This window comes from Williamsia sp. M5A3_1d (assembly GCF_053345315.1).
On the sequence record NZ_JBKEZX010000002.1, the window covers coordinates 361,525 to 378,761 of the forward strand.

Annotated in this window: 19 protein-coding genes and 1 riboswitch; of the genes, 10 read left to right on the forward strand and 9 right to left on the reverse strand. The window is 70.4% G+C overall.

Features of this window, described 5'->3' with window-relative positions:
• Positions 1-73 precede the first annotated feature (73 nt).
• Complete coding sequence (locus ACLBW1_RS09210; protein WP_447811534.1) at positions 74-331, forward strand: DUF2530 domain-containing protein; 258 nt, start codon at positions 74-76, stop codon at positions 329-331.
• On the opposite strand, the gene ACLBW1_RS09215 is transcribed toward ACLBW1_RS09210, so the two are convergent.
• Positions 324-1,214, reverse strand: coding sequence for an alpha/beta fold hydrolase (locus tag ACLBW1_RS09215; RefSeq protein WP_447811535.1), 891 nt, complete (start codon positions 1,212-1,214; stop codon positions 324-326). The genes ACLBW1_RS09210 and ACLBW1_RS09215 overlap by 8 nt on opposite strands.
• A gap of 131 nt (positions 1,215-1,345) precedes the next feature.
• On the opposite strand from ACLBW1_RS09215, the gene ACLBW1_RS09220 reads away from it, so the two are divergent.
• Positions 1,346-2,203, forward strand: a complete 858-nt coding sequence (locus ACLBW1_RS09220; RefSeq protein ID WP_447811536.1) for an MmyB family transcriptional regulator — start codon at positions 1,346-1,348, stop codon at positions 2,201-2,203.
• Here ACLBW1_RS09220 and ACLBW1_RS09225 read toward each other — a convergent pair.
• Genes ACLBW1_RS09225 through ACLBW1_RS09235 form a run of 3 tightly spaced genes read right to left on the reverse strand, consistent with a single transcriptional unit; the run spans position 2,182 to position 6,541 of the window.
• On the reverse strand, positions 2,182-2,754 hold the full coding sequence (locus tag ACLBW1_RS09225) for a phosphatase PAP2 family protein (RefSeq protein ID WP_447811537.1): 573 nt from the start codon (positions 2,752-2,754) through the stop codon (positions 2,182-2,184). The two genes, ACLBW1_RS09220 and ACLBW1_RS09225, sit on opposite strands and share 22 nt — an antisense overlap.
• 1 nt (position 2,755) lies before the next feature.
• Positions 2,756-5,596: a sacsin N-terminal ATP-binding-like domain-containing protein gene (locus ACLBW1_RS09230; protein WP_447811538.1), complete on the reverse strand. Its 2,841-nt coding sequence runs from the start codon at positions 5,594-5,596 to the stop codon at positions 2,756-2,758.
• 36 nt (positions 5,597-5,632) lie between these two features.
• Positions 5,633-6,541, reverse strand: a complete 909-nt coding sequence (locus ACLBW1_RS09235) for a DUF3027 domain-containing protein (RefSeq protein ID WP_447811539.1) — start codon at positions 6,539-6,541, stop codon at positions 5,633-5,635.
• An 80-nt stretch (positions 6,542-6,621) separates the two neighbouring features.
• On the opposite strand from ACLBW1_RS09235, the gene ACLBW1_RS09240 reads away from it, so the two are divergent.
• On the forward strand, positions 6,622-8,454 hold the full coding sequence (locus ACLBW1_RS09240; RefSeq protein ID WP_447811540.1) for an MFS transporter: 1,833 nt from the start codon (positions 6,622-6,624) through the stop codon (positions 8,452-8,454).
• A 6-nt stretch (positions 8,455-8,460) separates the two neighbouring features.
• Positions 8,461-9,048 (forward strand): DUF2771 family protein, encoded by a 588-nt coding sequence (locus ACLBW1_RS09245; protein ID WP_447811541.1) that lies wholly within the window; start codon positions 8,461-8,463, stop codon positions 9,046-9,048.
• On the opposite strand, the gene ACLBW1_RS09250 is transcribed toward ACLBW1_RS09245, so the two are convergent.
• A complete protein-coding gene (locus tag ACLBW1_RS09250) occupies positions 9,045-9,467 on the reverse strand; it encodes a cold-shock protein (protein ID WP_045824184.1) in 423 nt (140 codons plus the stop codon). The genes ACLBW1_RS09245 and ACLBW1_RS09250 overlap by 4 nt on opposite strands.
• 223 nt (positions 9,468-9,690) lie before the next feature.
• Here ACLBW1_RS09250 and ACLBW1_RS09255 point away from each other — a divergent pair, with 223 nt between their 5' ends.
• From ACLBW1_RS09255 to ACLBW1_RS09275, 5 genes are all read left to right on the forward strand, one after another.
• Positions 9,691-9,900 (forward strand): hypothetical protein, encoded by a 210-nt coding sequence (locus ACLBW1_RS09255; protein WP_447811542.1) that lies wholly within the window; start codon positions 9,691-9,693, stop codon positions 9,898-9,900.
• The gene (locus ACLBW1_RS09260; protein WP_447811543.1) at positions 9,897-10,406 is read left to right on the forward strand and encodes a flavin reductase family protein; all 510 of its coding nucleotides are present in this window, start codon (positions 9,897-9,899) and stop codon (positions 10,404-10,406) included. The genes ACLBW1_RS09255 and ACLBW1_RS09260 overlap by 4 nt, the downstream gene beginning before the upstream one ends.
• Before the next feature lie 154 nt (positions 10,407-10,560).
• Positions 10,561-11,592, forward strand: coding sequence for a GTP 3',8-cyclase MoaA (moaA, locus tag ACLBW1_RS09265; RefSeq protein ID WP_447812145.1), 1,032 nt, complete (start codon positions 10,561-10,563; stop codon positions 11,590-11,592).
• Between the two features lie 17 nt (positions 11,593-11,609).
• Entirely contained in the window at positions 11,610-11,858 is a 249-nt protein-coding gene (locus tag ACLBW1_RS09270; protein WP_447812146.1) for a MoaD/ThiS family protein, read from the forward strand.
• Between the two features lie 390 nt (positions 11,859-12,248).
• Positions 12,249-12,387, forward strand: a riboswitch (cyclic di-AMP (ydaO/yuaA leader).
• Positions 12,388-12,396: 9 nt separating this feature from the next.
• On the forward strand, positions 12,397-13,038 hold the full coding sequence (locus tag ACLBW1_RS09275) for a transglycosylase family protein (protein WP_447811544.1): 642 nt from the start codon (positions 12,397-12,399) through the stop codon (positions 13,036-13,038).
• Between the two features lie 180 nt (positions 13,039-13,218).
• Here ACLBW1_RS09275 and ACLBW1_RS09280 read toward each other — a convergent pair whose 3' ends face one another.
• The 4 genes from ACLBW1_RS09280 to ACLBW1_RS09295 are packed head-to-tail and all read right to left on the reverse strand — an operon-like array spanning position 13,219 to position 14,809.
• Positions 13,219-13,656 (reverse strand): molybdenum cofactor biosynthesis protein MoaE, encoded by a 438-nt coding sequence (locus ACLBW1_RS09280; protein WP_447811545.1) that lies wholly within the window; start codon positions 13,654-13,656, stop codon positions 13,219-13,221.
• On the reverse strand, positions 13,656-14,132 hold the full coding sequence (locus ACLBW1_RS09285) for a MogA/MoaB family molybdenum cofactor biosynthesis protein (RefSeq protein WP_447811546.1): 477 nt from the start codon (positions 14,130-14,132) through the stop codon (positions 13,656-13,658). Before ACLBW1_RS09285 ends, ACLBW1_RS09280 begins: the two co-directional genes overlap by 1 nt.
• The gene (gene moaC, locus ACLBW1_RS09290; RefSeq protein ID WP_447812147.1) at positions 14,129-14,554 is read right to left on the reverse strand and encodes a cyclic pyranopterin monophosphate synthase MoaC; all 426 of its coding nucleotides are present in this window, start codon (positions 14,552-14,554) and stop codon (positions 14,129-14,131) included. The genes ACLBW1_RS09285 and moaC overlap by 4 nt, the downstream gene beginning before the upstream one ends.
• Before the next feature lie 60 nt (positions 14,555-14,614).
• Positions 14,615-14,809 carry a hypothetical protein gene (locus ACLBW1_RS09295; protein ID WP_447811547.1) on the reverse strand — a complete coding sequence of 65 codons (195 nt, stop codon included), beginning with the start codon at positions 14,807-14,809 and terminating at the stop codon, positions 14,615-14,617.
• 33 nt (positions 14,810-14,842) lie between these two features.
• Between ACLBW1_RS09295 and ACLBW1_RS09300 the strand changes: the two genes are divergently transcribed.
• Positions 14,843-17,206, forward strand: a complete 2,364-nt coding sequence (locus ACLBW1_RS09300; RefSeq protein ID WP_447811548.1) for a helicase-associated domain-containing protein — start codon at positions 14,843-14,845, stop codon at positions 17,204-17,206.
• The last annotated feature ends 31 nt before the right edge of the window (positions 17,207-17,237 follow it).

Genomic DNA, 17,237 nt, shown 5'->3' on the forward strand with positions numbered 1-17,237 from the left:
TGGTGTGTCGAATTCTCGCGATGATGGCTCGTGGGACTGTCCCCCGCCCGGAGCAGACCCTACGCTGGCAACCATGACCGATGCGGGCGATGTGCAGGCCCTCCCCCAGCCCCCTCGATGGCTGATGACGCCCGACAACGTCGTCTACGTCGGGATGGCGGCGTGGTTGGTCGCGACGATCGTGATCGCGGCGACCGGCATCGGATCCACCTCGACCCTGGTGAGCGCGATCATCGGACTGGTCGTGGGTGTCTTCGGCACCACCGTCTTCACGGTGCAGCGTCGCGCGAGCCGTCGCGGCGACCGCGCCGCGCAACGCGGCCTCAGCTGACACCACCGCCACTCAGGACCGGCACCAGCGCCTCGGCCACCTGCTGCGCCGACTCCTCGTGGACGAACAGACGCCCGCCGGGGATCACCGAGAGGGTCGCGGGCCCGCCGAAGGTCGACACCATCTCGCGGGACCTCTCCAGGGGGAAGAACGCGTCGCGATCGCCGTAGACCAGCCCCACCGGCACCTCGATCCGTCGATGGATGGCCGGCAGTGCGGCGATCGCGCCGACATCGAAGTTGCGCAACAACTCTCCGACCGCCCAGCGTCGGTCGGGGTCGTCACGAAGTGGGTCGAGGAAGAACTCCGCGAACTCCCCGTCGAGTCGACCGCGGTCGGCGAAACAGTCCCCGAGCGCGAGGCGTGACCGTCGCAGCGCGGGTGTGGTGAGCGCTGCAGTGAGCGGACGGCCGACACCCGGCAGGTGACGCAGTGCGAGAAACGACGCGAGCCGCATGCTCGGGCGGCCGGTCTGTTCCGTCGCGACGAGCCCCCAGGCCCGTACACGTGGGTCACCCGCGAGCGCGTGCCGCGCGATCAGGCCGCCGCTGTCATGGCCGACGACCGCGACATCGTCGGGGGCGAGGGCATCGACGACCGTCCGCACCGAATCGGCGTGCTCTGCGATCCCGAGCGGTGTCGACCGGTCGAACCGGCTGTCCCCGGCGCCGGGGAGGTCGATGACATGACAGCGGAAACGGTCGGCCAGATGCGAGACGAGATGGCGGAAGGTCGCGCCCGACACGGGCCAGCCGTGGACAAACAGGATGTCGGGCCCCGCACCGACACTGCGGACGGCGACAGCGCCACCGGACACCTCCACAAATCTTCCCGGCGGGGCACGGAACACGTCGGTGATCGTGGTTGTGTTGCGGTCTCTCATGATTCGCCCTCTCGTCGCGACGGTACGCACTCGCGGACCCGACCAGCCCATCCGAGCGCACCGACGCGGCGACCCGCAATGACCTCCGGAGGTAGGTGCCGGCGCGGTGTCGCCTGCCCTACCCTCCGTCCATGGCGTCGTCGCAGCAGTCGGACTCCCCCGCCCGCCGTGGCGGGGTGTACCCGGCACTGTTGAGGCACTGGCGGCACGCACGCGGGCTGAGTCAGCTCGATCTCGCGATCGCCGCCGACGTGTCGAGCCGTCACATCAGCTTCCTCGAGACCGGACGATCGGCACCCGGTGCCGCGATGGTGGTGCGGCTCGCGACCGCACTCGACGCGCCGCTGCACGCGACCAACGAGATGCTGCTCGCTGCCGGGCACTCGCCGCGTTTCCCCGAGACCCCGGCGGACACCGATCCGTTGGCACCGATCCGTTCGGTCGTCGAGGTGATGAAGTCTCATCACGACCCGCAACCTCTCGTGGTCTTGGACCGCTGCTACGCCATCCTCGATCTCAACCGCGGTGCGGAGGCACTGCTGATGGCGGCCGTGGCCGATCTGGGGACCGACCGCGTCGCGGCCGTCGGCATGAATCTGGCCCGGCTGACTCTCGACCCGGAGATCGGTCCGGCGATCATCGTCAACCACCGCGAGGTCGCGCGGGATCTGCTGTGGCGCATACACCACGAGATGCTCGGCGACGCACGCGACGAGGTGGCCGCCCTGTACGACGATCTCGTGAGGTCCCCTCTGGTGGACCAAGACTGGCGTGACCCCGACCCGACGATCCCTGCGGCACCGTCGTTGGAACTCGTCATCCGCGCCGGTCCCGACACCCTGCGGTTCGTCGTGACGGTCACCGCCCTGCTCGCCCCACTGATGGTGGGCATCGATGACGTGCGCGTCGAACAGTGGTTCGCCGCGGACCCCGCGACCGTAGACGCATGCGAGCGGATCCTGCGAGGTCAGTCCGACGCGGCCACCTGAACGCGACGGCGTCGCACCGCGCGTGCGACTGCGTAGGCCAGCACCACCCAGATCGCACCGATCACCCACCCCGCCACCACATCGGTCGTCCAGTGCACGCCCAGATAGATGCGGCTGGCGCCGATGAGCAGTGACGCGACAGGGGCGATCACGAGAACCGCCCGATGCGCGCGTACCCACGCCGAGGTCTGCCACGCCGCGACCGCGACGAGACCGAGGACGACCGCCGACATCATGGCGTGTCCCGAGGGGAACGAGAAGGTGTCGATGGCGATCACCCGGAACCGGGGTTCGGGACGCGGACGTGCGACGAGGTGTTTGAGGGCCTGCATGAGCAGCCATCCCGAGGCCGAGCCGATCAGGACGGTCAGCGCACGGTCGCGAGAGCCGATCCGCCACAGCACGATCGCTGCGACGATCGCGATCAGCGTCATGGCGGCGGTGTTGCCGACGGTGGTGATGACACGGAAGACGTCGGTGAGCCAGCCGGTCCGGTGATCGGCGACCCACTCGGTGATGTCGTGGTCGACACCCGGTGTCGTCAGCTGCATGTCACTGTCCTTCCCGACGGCGGCGGAGATGGTGGATGCCGTTGTCGTCGACCCACCAGTCGACCTCGACGCGACGGGTGTCGTCGCCGCGCCGCACATCGAGTCGCACCACGTCGTGCAGGCGCACCTCACCGCCGGGCGACTCGATGCCGGTGCGCAGTGCGAACGCCCACGCCACCGCGCTCGCCGCCCACGTCGACGGCTCGCCGGGTTCGGCGACGGTCACCGCGATGTCCTCACCGGCGGTGGCGATGTCGAGGATCGTGGCCAACCGGGTCGCGTCGACGGGCACGAGTGGGGGCGGCAGGACCACCGCGTCGGCGGCGTCGACGATCTGCAGCATCCACGGTGCGTCGATGACGACGGCGTCGTCGCCGACCGTCCCGGCCAGGGTGCGTACTCCGACCGGCGGATCGAGCCGGTTCAGGTCGAGCGCGCCGCGCCGATGCGCGCGCACCAGCGCGGCGTGAGCCGTCGCGGCGACGCCGGGGACGATGGCGCGGTCGGGGTCACCCAGGCGGCGCAGCACCACGGCGGCGAGATCGGTCGAGGTCACCTCGGCCCCGGCCAGTGCTCCGGCGAGCAGGGCGGCGTGCGGATGGTCGAGCGGGTCGAGGACACCGGCGAAGGTGTCGTCGTCGGGCGCGCGGAACCATCCCAGCGGAGTGCCGTCGACCTCGGCGAAGGTCTGCAGCCACCAGGCGGTGTAGCCGCCCGGGTCGGTCAGTGTCGCCGCCGTCGTCGGGTCGGTGGCGAGCAGCGACAGGGCGGCAGGCCACCGATCGGGGTCGACGAGGTCGAGATCGCGTACCGCGACCAGTCGCTGCGGCTCGGAATCGAGGTGGTCCCACCACTGCACCTCGTCGGGGAGGTCGTGGTCGGGGCCGGTGGGCAGTTCGTCGGCGATGACGGTGAAGCCCCAGCCGACACCGATGCGCCGTAATGCGTCGACCCCGTGGCGGGCGACGACATCGGCGGCGACACGACCGAACGGCGCGTCGTCGACGAGCACCGAGGCGATGGGACTGTCGGGCAGCAGAAGCTCGTCGGCGGGACGCAGCGGGTCGGAGTCGGGATCATCGCCGGACGGGGTCGCCTGTGTGGGGATCAGCAACTGCCCCAACCAGGGAGGGATGTCGGCGTCGGTGTCGGCGGCCACGAGACCGAGCACCTCGTGCGCCAGGGCCTCAGCCGGATCACCGTCCTCGGATCCCCACGAGTCGGATTCGTGGGTGTCGGTGATCGCCGCCCGCAGTGCGGCATCGGCGAGCAGCTCCCCCACGGAGCGACGCTGCGCGCCGAGCCGTTCGAGCAGCGGGTGCTCGGCGTCGGGGTGCACGGTCGCGACCCACGAGATCGTCGGCGCCGCAGTGTCGTCGGCGGTGTCGGACCGCGTGCGGAGATCGGCGAGCACCAGCCCGCGGGCCCCGATCGACATCCGACCGTCGGCCCGCGGCACCGGGATGGTCGCGATCTCACCGCGCACCCTGTCGTCAGCGATCATCGGCGAGATCGCCTCGTAGAGGTCACGCCACCACCGCGGCGGGCGCGTCACACCCGACAGTCGCTCACACACCTCGACCAGTGAGGTCTCGGTGACGCCGACCGCGGCGAGACGGCGTAGTGACGTGGTGTCGGACAGGTCGGCGACGACGACACCGTCGAGGAACTCGGCGAGCAGGACCGTCAGAGATGGTGTGGCATCAGCGATCACAACCGCCCGATTCGGGGCGACCAGCTCGCCGTTGGCGGTCGGTAGCCAGCGGTGCGTGGTGAGGTCGGCGATCACGGCGTCGCGCAGGACGCCGTCGGTGGCGCTTGCCGGGAACCCCGCCGACGGCAGGACGGCCAGGCGGTGCGCCGGTTCGAGAGCAAGGGCGAGGCAGTGATATCCCTCTGCGGCGACGGTGATGTCGGTGTCGGGGTGCAGCGCTCGCCGGTCCGGGGTGACCGCGACGTCGGCGACGCACATCGCCGGCAGGGTCAGGGCCAGATCGGTGCGGGTGGGGGCGTGCAGGACGTCGGCCGTCAGCGGCGCCGGCGCATCCGGGGTGCCCGGCATCAGCCACCGGGCGTACGCGGTGTGGATCTGCGTCCACGTCGCATCGCCGATGGTGAGCGTGTCGACTCCGTCGGCCGTGCTCACCGCGCGCTGCGCTGTGACGTCGCCGCAGGTGATCGTCTCCAGCGCAGGCAGTTCGAGCAGCAGGGTGGTGATCTCACCGGTCATCGACCCGAGGAGCGCCGGTCCGTCGACGTCGTCGCGCAGGGTGATGACGACCTCGGTGTCGTACCCGTCGGCGGGGGGAAGAGGGTCCGGCCACGGCAACCGCAGCATCGGGACGTCCACCTCCGGAGCGTCGATGCCCCCTGCGATGTCACTGCGGGCCAACGCTTCCCGCGTACGTTGCAGCCCGAACACGACACCGCCGGTCCGCGAACGGACCGACACCTCGACACCGACCGAGGCGGCGGCGTTGAAACCCACCCCGAATCGTCCGACCTGAGCCGATCCCGTGTCCGATCCCGGCGCGGCCCGCTTCGCCGACACCCGCAGGGCGGCGAGGGAGCGCACACCCTCGGCGTGCAGCGGCGCACCGGTGTTGGCGACGTGCAGGACATTCGCGGGCTCGAGCCACACTGCAAGGGCTCCGCCACCGGTGTCGTGGGCGGCGTCGGCGGCGTTGGCTGCGAGTTCGGTCAGCAGGCGGTCGCGATAGCCGAATTCGACGAGCTCGCGTTCGGCCGCGGCATCCTCGGCGAGTCGGGTGACCGACGACTCCCACGATCGCAGCGTCGACGAGCGCAGCGACGCGGTGTCGAACGGGTCATGCTCCGGCACAACGGCAGTGGGCGGCATCGCCGGCGGGAAGACGCGTCAGCTGTCGGCGGAGACGGGCTCTGCGGAGGCAGGCGCGTCCTGCGCCTCGACCGGCGCGTCGGCGTTCGATCCGGCGTCGGGCGAGGCAGTGGCGGCGGGCGCGGCGGGGACGATCTCGATGGCGCCGTCGTCGTACGCGTCGTAGGCGGGCGATCCCTCACCCGACGGTGCGACCGCGTCCGAGTGTGCGCCGCATCCGTATTCGGCCGAGACGACGGAGCCGTCGGCGGCGTACTCGTTGGCGCACACGCCGAACGCGACGCGTAGCGCGCCGGCGACCGGAAGATAGAAACCGCAACTCCCGCAGTGCAGCTTGCTGGCCACGGCCATGTCGCTGTCGGGGCCATGGGGTCCCTCGAACCAGCGGGTCGCCGCGTCGTCGCGGCCCTCACGGGAGAGGACGCGGGTGCGGCCGAGCCCGAGTTCCAGCATCACGTCGGAGACCTCGTCGAGGTCGGACTCCGACTGCAGCGAATCGGAGTCGATGTGGTTCGGGACGAGTCGGGGGTCGTCGGCGGGTGCGGCCAGCACGTCGCCGGGCCCGAGATCCCCGGGGGCGATCCGCTGCGACCACGGCACCCACTGCGGGGCGGTCAGCGCGTCGGAACCGGGCAGCAGGGCGATCTCGCTGACGGTGATGTCGATGTCGTCGCCGGGGTGCGTCGGCGGGCAGGTCGCGAGCACCGAGCACCAGACCCAGCCGCGGTATCCGGTGATGTCGGCGGTGAAGTAGTGCGAGACGGTGCAGTCACCTTCGACGACGGCCTCGATGTGATCGCCCACCGCACCCTCGCCGGAGGCCTCCACGGCCCCACGCGCGATGTCGACGGCGGCGATCAGACGCGCCTCGAGATCGGCAGTCGGCGTCGACCGGTCGGTCGGCGAGTCCTCGAACGCAGTATCCACACCCTTATTCTGCCGCATCGGGCGCCGACACCAGCGTTGCGGGTTGGTCGCGATCGGAGCAATAGGGAAGAATCGGCACGGTGAACCGGCCCGGAGAGCGTCGTGGAGTGCGTCCGCGTGTGCGGCGTCCGCAGGCCGATCCCGCGGCTCCGACCGACCGCTTCGTGGGGCCCTCCGACCGGCCCGCCGGTGAACATCCCGGCGCCGCCAACTATCCCGTCGACGGGCGCCGTCGCGTCCCGACGCCACCGCGATCGACCGTCGGTCCCGGCGCGTCGGCCTACCGCCCGCCGCCCACACACAACCCGCACCTCGATCCCCTCGACGATCACGCCGCTCGGGGTCGGCAGCCCGAGCCCGACCGCGGCCCGACACGCGACGGAGCGCGGGCGATGCCACGCAAGCTCACCGTCACCCGGGTGGCCGCTCTGCGCGGTCGCGAACTGACCTCGAAGGGCATCGACAGACTCCACCGCGCGGCGACCGCCGACGGCGCCGACCGATCGGGCCTCACCGCGCTGACGTTCCCGGTGATCCTGAACAACGCCGTCGACGCCGCGATGACCGTCGCCCTCGCCAACACACTGTTCTTCGCCGCAGCCAGCGCGGAGTCGAAGGGCAAGGTGGCGCTCTATCTCGCGCTGACCATCGCGCCGTTCGCGCTCATCGCGCCGCTCATCGGGCCCGCGCTCGACAAACTCCAGCGCGGACGGCGCATCGCGATGGCCACCACCTTCGGTGTCCGTGTCCTGCTGGCGCTGCTGATCATGACCAACGCCGGATGGGATCCGGTGAAGGACCAGCTGACCTACGACCCGTGGGTGCTCTACCCGTGCGCGCTGGGTCTGCTGGTGCTGTCGAAATCGTTCGGGGTGCTTAAATCGGCCGTCACACCACGTGTGCTGCCGCCGAGCATCGACCTGGTGCGGGTGAACTCGCGGCTGACCACGTGGGGGCTCGTCGTCGGCACGGTCATCGGCGGCGCCACCGCTGCGCTGTTCGAGACCATGCTCGGGCAGGTGCTGCCCCTCCATGTGCCGGGCGCGATGGTGTGCCTGGCGCTGCTGGCCATCGCCGGCGCGGTGTTCTGCATGCGCATCCCGGCGTGGGTGGAGGTGACCGCGGGCGAGATCCCCGCGACGCTGGCCTACCACGGTGAGCCGCCCGCACGCCCCGACGGCGACCGCAAGGAACGCAGCTTCACCCCCGCGGCACTGGCCGCCAAGATGCGACAGCCGCTGGGACGCAACGTGCTCACCGGCCTGTGGGGCAACGGCACGATCCGCGTCCTCACCGGCTTCCTCACCCTCTACATCGCGTTCTGGGCGAAATCGAACCAGAACACCCACACCGGCTGGATGCAGCTCGCGTTGCTCGGTGCGGTCGGTGCGGCCGCGGGTGTCGGCAACTTCGTGGGCAACGCGACCGGCACCCGGCTCGAGCTCCGCAATCCGCAGAAGATCGTGGTCGCGGTGACCGGCGCGAGCCTGGCCGCCGCGGTGCTCGCCGCGGTGTTCGGGTCGGTCCTGTTCGCCGCGCTGGCGGCGCTCGTCGCGTCGGGGACCAGCGCCATCGGCAAGGTGTGTCTCGACTCGTCCATCCAGGACGACCTGCCCGACGAGTCGCGCGCCTCGGCGTTCGGCCGCTCGGAATCGGTGCTGCAGTTGTGCTGGGTGATCGGGGCCGCGCTCGGCGTGCTGCTGCCCTCGACCCTGTGGATCGGTTTCACGGTGGTGTCGGTGCTGCTGGCGCTGGGCCTGTCGCAGACGTTCTTCACCTACCGCGGCGCCACCCTGGTCCCCGGGTTCGGTGGTCGCCGCCCCGAGCAGACCCGACCCACCGGCGCCATCGACCTCGACCGCTTGGCCACCCGCCGTGTCCGCGTCGAGTCACACGAGAAGAACGGACAGTAGAGCCCTGTGTTCAGACTGAGCTCCGGCGAGAAGAAGTTCTTCGCCATCATCACGATCCTCGGCGTCGTCTTCGTGGCGGTGGTCGCGGGAGGCGTGTTCGCGCTGACCTCCGGCTCCGAGGAGGAGGCGCCCTACCTGCAGGCCACCACCGGCAAGACGCTGGTGAAGGTGCAGCCGACGATCCTGTGCGACATCGACCTCTCGAACTGCCGCAAGGGCAAGGAGGGCACCTTCGCGCGCGAGCTACCCGTCCCGGTGGGCGAGCAGGCCATCATCTCGGTGTCGCAGGGCATCGCCGACGCACCGTGGGCGCTCACCGTCGAATACCTGACGCCGAAGGGATTCGAGCAGGAGCCTCCGGTGTTCTACGCGCCCAATGAGCGGTTCACGTTCACGGTGTCGTCGACGAAGGACAAGATCGTGTCGAACGTCGAGGTCCGTCTCCCCTCGGGCCGCACCGACGCCGGTGGCGCACCCATCACCCGCGGCTTCTGGTCACTGAAGACCCTGCCGCCGAACACCCCGGTCCCGAGCGATGCGGGAACGACCGGCGACTACGCCAGCGACCTTTATCAGAACAACCTCGGGAGCTAGTGCTCGAGCTCCCGGGCGACGGCGCGGACGACCTCGGAGATGCGCTGCGCGGTCTTGCGATCGGGGTAGCGACCGTGACGGAGATCGGGTTGCACCTTGCCCTCGAGCAGGGTGATGAGGTCGGCGACCATGCCGTGCAGCTCGTCGGGTGAGTGGCGCTTCGCGGCCGGCTCACGCGCGGCGGCGGCCTCGCGGGCGTTCTTGGCGACACTGGGGGCGGGTTCGAGCACGGTCACCGACAGCGCCTGCGGGCCACGACGACCCGCGGCCATGCCGAACTCGACCTTCTGGCCGGGCTTGAGCCCCTCGACGCCCGAGGGCAGCGCGCTCGAACGCACGTAGACGTCCTCCCCGCCCTCCTGGGACAGGAATCCGAAGCCCTTTTCTGCGTCGTACCACTTCACCTTGCCGGTAGGCACCGTGTCACCTTCACATCGTCGTAGCGTCTCGAGTCGTCGGGCGAAGGGATCCCCTGGCACGACGAAAGCGCACCGAGGTGGAGACATCAGTCCCACTCACCGACGCGCTACTCCACCATTCTATGCCCTCCTGCGTCGAGAGATTTGCCCGCACGGACTCGATCACCGCCGACGACGGGCGCCGATGCGCACCCGACCGGCCCGCTGCTCTACCGTCGTGGGTATGCCATCGGCTTCCGGGAACCGACTGCTCTATGCAGCGCTGATCTTCTTCGCGATCGGCATCGTGGCGACCGCGACGATGTTCGCCGTCCCCGCACTCGACGACGGCACCCGCGCGCCCGCCCTGGTGTACCTGTTCACCCTCGGCCTGCCGATCGGCTTCGTGCTCGCGCTCGTCTTCGCCCTGCGTTCGGGGAGGCGACACCGATGACCGTGACCGTGGCCGATCTGCGTCCCGCCGCCGACGGCGACGCCCTGCGCAGCGCCTACAGCTGTTTCCCGTCGGGAGTCGTGGCGGTGTGCGCGGAGATCGACGGTGTCGCGGTCGGGATGGCGGCGAGTTCGTTCGCGACGGTGTCGCTCGACCCGCCGCTGGTGTCGCTGTGCGTGCAACACACCTCGAGCACCTGGCCGAAGCTGCGTGACGCCCCGTCGATCGGGGTGAGTGTCTTCTCCGCGGGCCAGGATGCGCTGTGTCGCCAGCTGGCCGGGGCGGCCGCCCATCGCTTCGACGGCGTCACCCCCTCGGTCACCGACTCCGGCGCGCTGTTCGTCCCCGATGCCGCCGCGATCCTCTCGTGCACCCTCTACAACGAGATCCCGGCCGGCGACCACAATCTGGTGCTGCTCGAGATCACCGAGCTCGACGCCGATCCCGACATCGAGCCGCTGGTGTTCCACGCGAGTACGTTCCGGGCTCTCGAAGCCCGCGCCTGACTCCCCGAGCACCCACCTGCCGTCGATGTGATCGTCGCTCGCGGTCGCAGCTGGCTACGCTGGTGTCATGACAGCCATCGCCCTGGGCATCCCGCTCGCCGTGCCCGGCGGCTCGGGCGCGGCGACGTCGGGCATGGGCGTCGACACCGACGGCATGCCCACCGAGGGCCCGATGGTCGACACCTACGGTCGCGCCGCCCGCGACCTGCGTGTGTCGCTGACCGACCGCTGCAATCTTCGCTGTACCTACTGCATGCCGGCCGAGGGCCTCGACTGGCTGCCCGGTGACGCCGTGCTGTCGACCGACGAGATCATCCGCCTCATCACCATCGGCGTCACCGACCTCGGCATCGAGGCCGTCCGCTTCACCGGCGGTGAGCCGCTGCTGCGCAAAGACCTGCCGCGCATCGTCGAAGCGGTGTCGGCGTTGCCGGGCCATCCCGAGACCTCGGTGACGACGAACGGTCTGGGTCTGCGCCGCCATGCGAGGGCGCTGGCCGCCGCGGGCCTGAGCCGGGTGAACGTCTCCCTCGACACCCTCGACCGCGAACGCTTCGCGGCCATCACGCGTCGCGACCGCATCGCCGATGTGCTCGACGGACTCGATGCGGCCGCCGAGGCAGGTCTGACACCGGTCAAGGTCAACGCGGTGTTGCATCCCGACGGCGGTCTCGACGACGCACCTGCCCTGCTGGCGATGTGTCTCGAGCACGGCTTCTCGCTGCGGATCATCGAGCAGATGCCTCTCGACGCCGGGCACACGTGGTCGCGGACGGACATGATCACCGCCGATCAGATCGTCGAGCGGCTCTCGCGCGACTTCGACCTCGTCGCCGACACCGCCCCGCGGGGGTCGGCACCGGCACAGACCTGGATCGTCGGGGGCCATCACGTCACCCAGGCCGACGGCACCGTCGTCCCCGCCCGTGTCGGGATCATCGCCTCGGTGACCCGGCCGTTCTGCGGCGACTGCGACCGCACCCGCCTCACCGCCGACGGGCAGTTGCGCACCTGCCTGTTCTCGACGACCGAGACCGACCTGCGCGCACTGCTGCGCACCGGCGCCGACGATGCTGCGATCGCCCTGGCGTGGCGCGGCGCCACCTGGGGCAAGTTGCCCGGGCACGCCATCAACGACCCGGGCTTCCTGCAGCCCACACGACCGATGTCTGCGATCGGCGGATGAGCGTCGACCGCGACACCGTGGCCGTGCAGGTGCGCTACTTCGCGGCCGCGCGCGCTGCGGCCGGTCACGACGAGGAGACCGTCGAGCTCGGTTCGTCGGCGACGGTGGGCGACCTGGAGTCGGCGCTGGGGCGTGAGAACCCGGCGTTGGCGCAGGTCCTGCGGCGTTGCACCTATCTGCGCGACTCGGTCGCCGTGCGAGACCGCTCGATGCCGGTGATCCCGTGCGCTGTGATCGAGGTTCTACCACCCTTCGCCGGTGGCTGAGGTCACAACTGCGCATCTGCGAGATCCCGACTGCGCGACCACTTTTCGGGTGTCCGCGGAACCATTCCCGCCCGTGTGAATTCATGTCCCGCAACCGCTGTGACCTTGTTCACATCACGGGGCGATAACGGATCGGACACGGACCGGCTATCACCGCTGTGGCCTGCGAGGACGACCGAAACCCGATCGACACGTACCGCAGCACCACGACTCGTTCGTCATGCGAAGGTATGACACACCTGAGACGAACACGTAGCGTCTCGGTTGGCCGCACCTGTGGCCACACCCGAAACAACACGTTCTGTCTGCCGCGCCAAACCTCGTTCCGTGGACAGAGCCTCCAGAGACACACTTCAGGAACGAGGGCGGGGGACCCACCTCCGACATCGACGGTCTCGGCCGCCGACATCGGAAACGGAACTCGTCATCCACGACGAGTCCCTCGGGGTGAAGCTCCGCACTGCGGAGCCGGGCAACCTCTCAGCCCGAACCCGACAGCTCACTTCGTCGGCGCGTGGAGAGAGGAAACAACAGCTCTATGTCCGGACGTCATCGCAAACAGTCATCCGCCACCCGTACCGTCGCCCGCGTGGCCGTGACCTCCGCCGTTCTCGGCGGTGGCGCCACCCTCCTCATGGGAGTCGGAAACGCCTCGGCCGCCACCGATGCAGAGTGGAACCAGGTCGCACAGTGTGAGTCGGGCGGCAACTGGGGAATCAACACCGGCAACGGCTACCAGGGCGGGCTGCAGTTCAGCCAGAGCACCTGGGCCGGGCACGGCGGCACCCAGTACGCGCCCACGGCCAACGAGGCCACCAAGGAGCAGCAGATCGCCGTCGCCGAGCGCGTGCTCGCCGGCCAGGGCAAGGGCGCATGGCCCGTCTGCGGCACCGGCCTCGGAGCCCCGACCCCGCGCAGCGCGCCGACCGACGTGCCGAAGCTCCCCGAGTTCAAGGCCCCGAGCTTCGACGGCGAGGCCTCGGCCCCGGTCAAGGCCCTGCAGGAGACTGCGGCCAAGACCACCGACGACGTGAAGAAGCAGATCGACGAGGCCGTGAAGCGACCGGGTATCAACCCCGCGATCGCCGGGTTCTGGGAGCAGGCCAAGCGCAGTGGCTTCCAGCTCGACGCAGGCCAGATCGCCCTGTTCAACCAGAACAAGGGTCTTCTGCCCCGGTGACCGTCTGACGGCACCGACTCTCTGAGACGAAGGGCCCCGCACGTGACCTCAGGTCCGTGCGGGGCCCTTTTCCATTCCCCGACCGTGCCGAAACTCCACGTCGACCGTGCCGTTGTCGCCGCCGACCGTGCCGTTGTCGCCGCCGAGCGTGCCGTTGTCGCCGCCGAGCGTGCCGAACCGTCAGGCCGAGCCGACCCATTCGTCGCTGCCGTCGGCGAAGATCTGGTGCTTCCAGACCGGCAGGGCCTCTTTGACGTCGTCGACGAGGCGCGCGCAGGTGTCGAACGCGGCGCGGCGGTGATCGGCCGCGACGGCAACGACGAGCGCGGCGTCACCGATCACGAGATCGCCGACCCGATGCGACACGGCGATCGCCCGCACGCCGTCTGATTCCGCGGCGACCTTCGCGACGACCTCGGCCACGACATCGCCGGCGGTGGGGTGCGCCGAATAGTGCAGTGCGCGCACGTCGCGACCACCGTCGTGGTTGCGGACCGCCCCGACGAAACCGACGACCGCGCCCGCGGCGCCGTCGGCGGCGGTCTCGACGGCTTGTTCGTGGTCGGCCAGATCGATGACGTCGGCGGTCACGACAGCGCGTGCGACGACCGCGGCCATCAGTGGTCGCCGCCGCAGATCTGATCGAGCGCGTGCGCGAGCACCGGTTCGAGCACCGCGAGGCCGTCCTTCACTCCGCCGGTGGAGCCGGGCAGGTTCACGATCAGTGTCGTGCCGGCGATGCCCGCGGTGCCCCGCGAGAGGATCGCAGTGGGGACCTTGTCGACCCCGGCAGCGCGCACGGCGTCGGCGAGGCCCGGGATCTCGCGGTCGAGCACGGCGCGGGTCTGTTCGGGCGTCAGGTCGGTGGGGTGCAGTCCGGTGCCGCCGGTGGTGATGATCAACGACACCTGGTCGTCGATGGCGGCGCGCAGCGCGACCCCGACGCCGTCCCCGTCGGCGACCACCACGACATCGTCGACCTCGATCGAGCGTTCACCGAGCCATGCCGCGATCACGGGCCCGGTGCGGTCGGCGTACACACCGGCCGCGGCCCGACTCGACGAGACGACGACGCGCGCGGTGTGGGTGGTCATCGGGTCCAGGTGCCGCGCTTGCCACCGGACTTGGTGAGCAGACGGATGTCGGTGATGCTCGCCCACGGATCGAGAGCCTTGACCATGTCGTGCAGGGTCAGACCGGCCACCGCGACAGCGGTCAGGGCCTCCATCTCCACCCCGGTGCGGTCGGAGGTCGCAGCGGTCGCGGTGACGTCGATGCTGTCGGCCGCGATCGCGAAATCGACCGCCACCGACGACAACGCCACCTGGTGACACAGCGGGATGAGGTCGGGGGTGCGTTTGGCGCCCATGATGGCCGCGATGCGGGCGGTCGCGAGGGCATCACCCTTGGCGAGCGCACCGTCGGACAGGGCGTCGATCACCTGCGCGGTGGTACGGAACGTCCCGCCGGCCACGGCGACACGATCACTGACGACCTTGCCCCCGACGTCGACCATGCGCGCCGCGCCGGTCTCGTCGATGTGGGTGAGCCCACCACCGGCGGGATCAGACACAGATCAGCGGTTGGGAGTGGTCTTGGCGTGCGTGTACGGCAGCTGATCGACCGGCAGCGGGAACTCGACATCGCCGAAGGGCGACAACGCGCCGGAGATGCTGGCGGCGAACTCCGACACGGCGTGCTCGTGATCACCCTCGTCCGACTGGGGCCAGCCGTTGTCGACGTATCTCTTCTTTTCAGCCACGGCGGTCATTCTGCCATGAGAGCGGTCCCTATCATCGGTGGGATGAGTTCTGGGGATCGACGCGACGGCTCGATCGATGCCGCAGGTCCCGGCGGGCTCGCGGCCGACCTCGCCGCCCGCACCGACGACCAGCTCGTCGCGCTGATGTCCGCGCGCCCCGATCTCGCCAGTCCCCCACCCGCCGGCACCGCCGTCCTCGCCCAGCGTGCACTCGCCGGGCCGTCGATCAACCTCGCGGCCGACGACCTCGACCTCCTGACGGTGGCCGTCGCCGAACAGACGATCCGCCTCGGCACCGACACCTCACGCCGACGCATCGGCGTCCCCACCTCGGTCGACGCGGTGGTCGAAGCACTCGACGGACGAGCCGAGAAAGACGACATCGTCGCGCGACTCGACCTGCTGCGCACCCGTGCGCTCGTGTGGGGTCCCGACACCGAGTTGATGACCGGGGCCCACACCCCGGCCCTGCTGCCCACCCGCGCACTGCATCTCACCGGTCCACTCGCCGATCAGACCCTCGCCGAGATCTCCGACACGCTCTCGTCGGTCAGCGAGCGCGAACGCGAACTGTTGGACACCCTCGCCACCGGGTCGCCGCTGGGCCGCACCCGCGACGCCGCCCCCGACGCCGATCCGCAGCGCCCCGTCCCGCGGCTGGTGTCGCTGGGCCTGCTGGCCCGCGTCGACGACCAGACCGTGGAGCTGCCGCCCGTCCTCGGACAGCTGCTGCGCGGCGAGAAGCCCGGTGAGCCACACGATCTGCGCGAGCCGGCGCTGGTGGCGGTGGCCGGGGCGCGGAAGTTCACCGTCGCCGACGTGGAGGCGGCCGCCGGTGGCGAGGCCCTGGAACTGCTGCGACACCTCACCGACACCGTCGACGCGCTGGGCCGCACCCCGGCTCTGGTGTTGCGTGCCGGTGGCCTGGGCGTCCGCGAACTGCGCAAGCTGTGCAAGACCACCGGGATCGACTCCACGCGACAGGGTCTCGTGGTGGAACTGCTGGCCGGTGCCCGCCTCATCGACAGCGGGTTCCCCGACCCGCCGCTGGAGAGCGGCGAGCCGGCCTGGGCGCCGACGGTGTCGGCCGACCCGTGGCTGCACCAACCACCCGAGCGGCGTTGGTTCGCCATCGCCGACGCCTGGCTGACGCTGCCGCGGCGGCCGTGGCAGATCGGCGAGGCGAGCACCGAGGGGTCGCCCATCCCATCGCTGGCCGGCGACCTCTACGACGTGTCGGCCGTGGTCGAACGACGAATGGTGTTGAGCGCTTTGACTGCCGGCGCCCCGGGGAAGTCGATAGACGTCGACGCACTGATGTCGCTGATCGCCTGGCGCCACCCGCGGTGGCAGCGCCGGCTGTCCCGCCGACTCGTCGAGGCGACCCTCGAGGAGGCCCGCGCACTGGGGCTCGTCGCACACGGCGCGCTGACCGCGTCGGGTCGCGCGCTGCTGACGATGGCCGAACGTGACGCCACCGCGCTCGATGTCGACAAACCGGTGGTCGCCGCGATGGCGAAGGCGCTGCCCGATCCCATCGACTTCTTCCTCACCCAGGCCGATCTCACGGTGACCGCGCCCGGACCGCTGACCGCCGAGCTGTCGGCCGAGCTCGCGTTGGTCGCCGACCTCGAATCCGGAGGCGCCGCATCGGTGTATCGCGTCACCGACACCTCGGTGCGCCGCGCCCTCGACACCGGGCGCACCGGCACCGAGCTGATGGGTTTCTTCACCGCGCATTCGAAGACCCCGGTACCGCAGTCGCTCGAATACCTCATCGACGACGTCGCTCGTCGGCACGGTCAGCTGCGCGTCGGTGTCGCATCGTCGTTCATCCGCTGCGAGGACGCGACCACGCTGGCGGCGGTGCTGTCGTCGCCGGTCACCGAGGCGTTGGCGCTGCGGGCGCTCGCCCCCACCGTCGCGGTGTCCCAGGCCCCGCTACGTCAGGTGCTCGACGAGCTGCGCGCGGCCGGTTTCGCGCCCGCAGGTGAGGACAGTGCCGGCGACCTGGTCGATCTCCGCGAGCGCGGCGCACGCGTCCCCATCCAGCGCAACCAGCGCCGCTCGGCGCGCCGTCCGCCCACCCCGAACACCGATCAGTTGGCGACGGTGGTCACGCGTATGCGGATGCAGGACACGGCCGTCTCGGCGGTGCCGGCGCAGTCGACGAGCGCGGTTCGGGCCGGGGGCGGCGAACCGGCGACCGCGCTGCTGCAACTGGCGATGCGCGTGGGTCGCGAGGTGCGCATCGGCTACGTCGACGCACACGGCTCGGCGAGCAAGCACGTCGTGCTCCCGAAGCTCGTCGGCGCAGGTCAACTGGTCGTCAACGATGCCGACGGCGCCGACGAACGCTACGCCCTGCACCGCATCACCTCGGTGGAGCTGCTCGAGGGGTCGTGACGCCGCGAAGGCTCCGATTCGATACACAAGG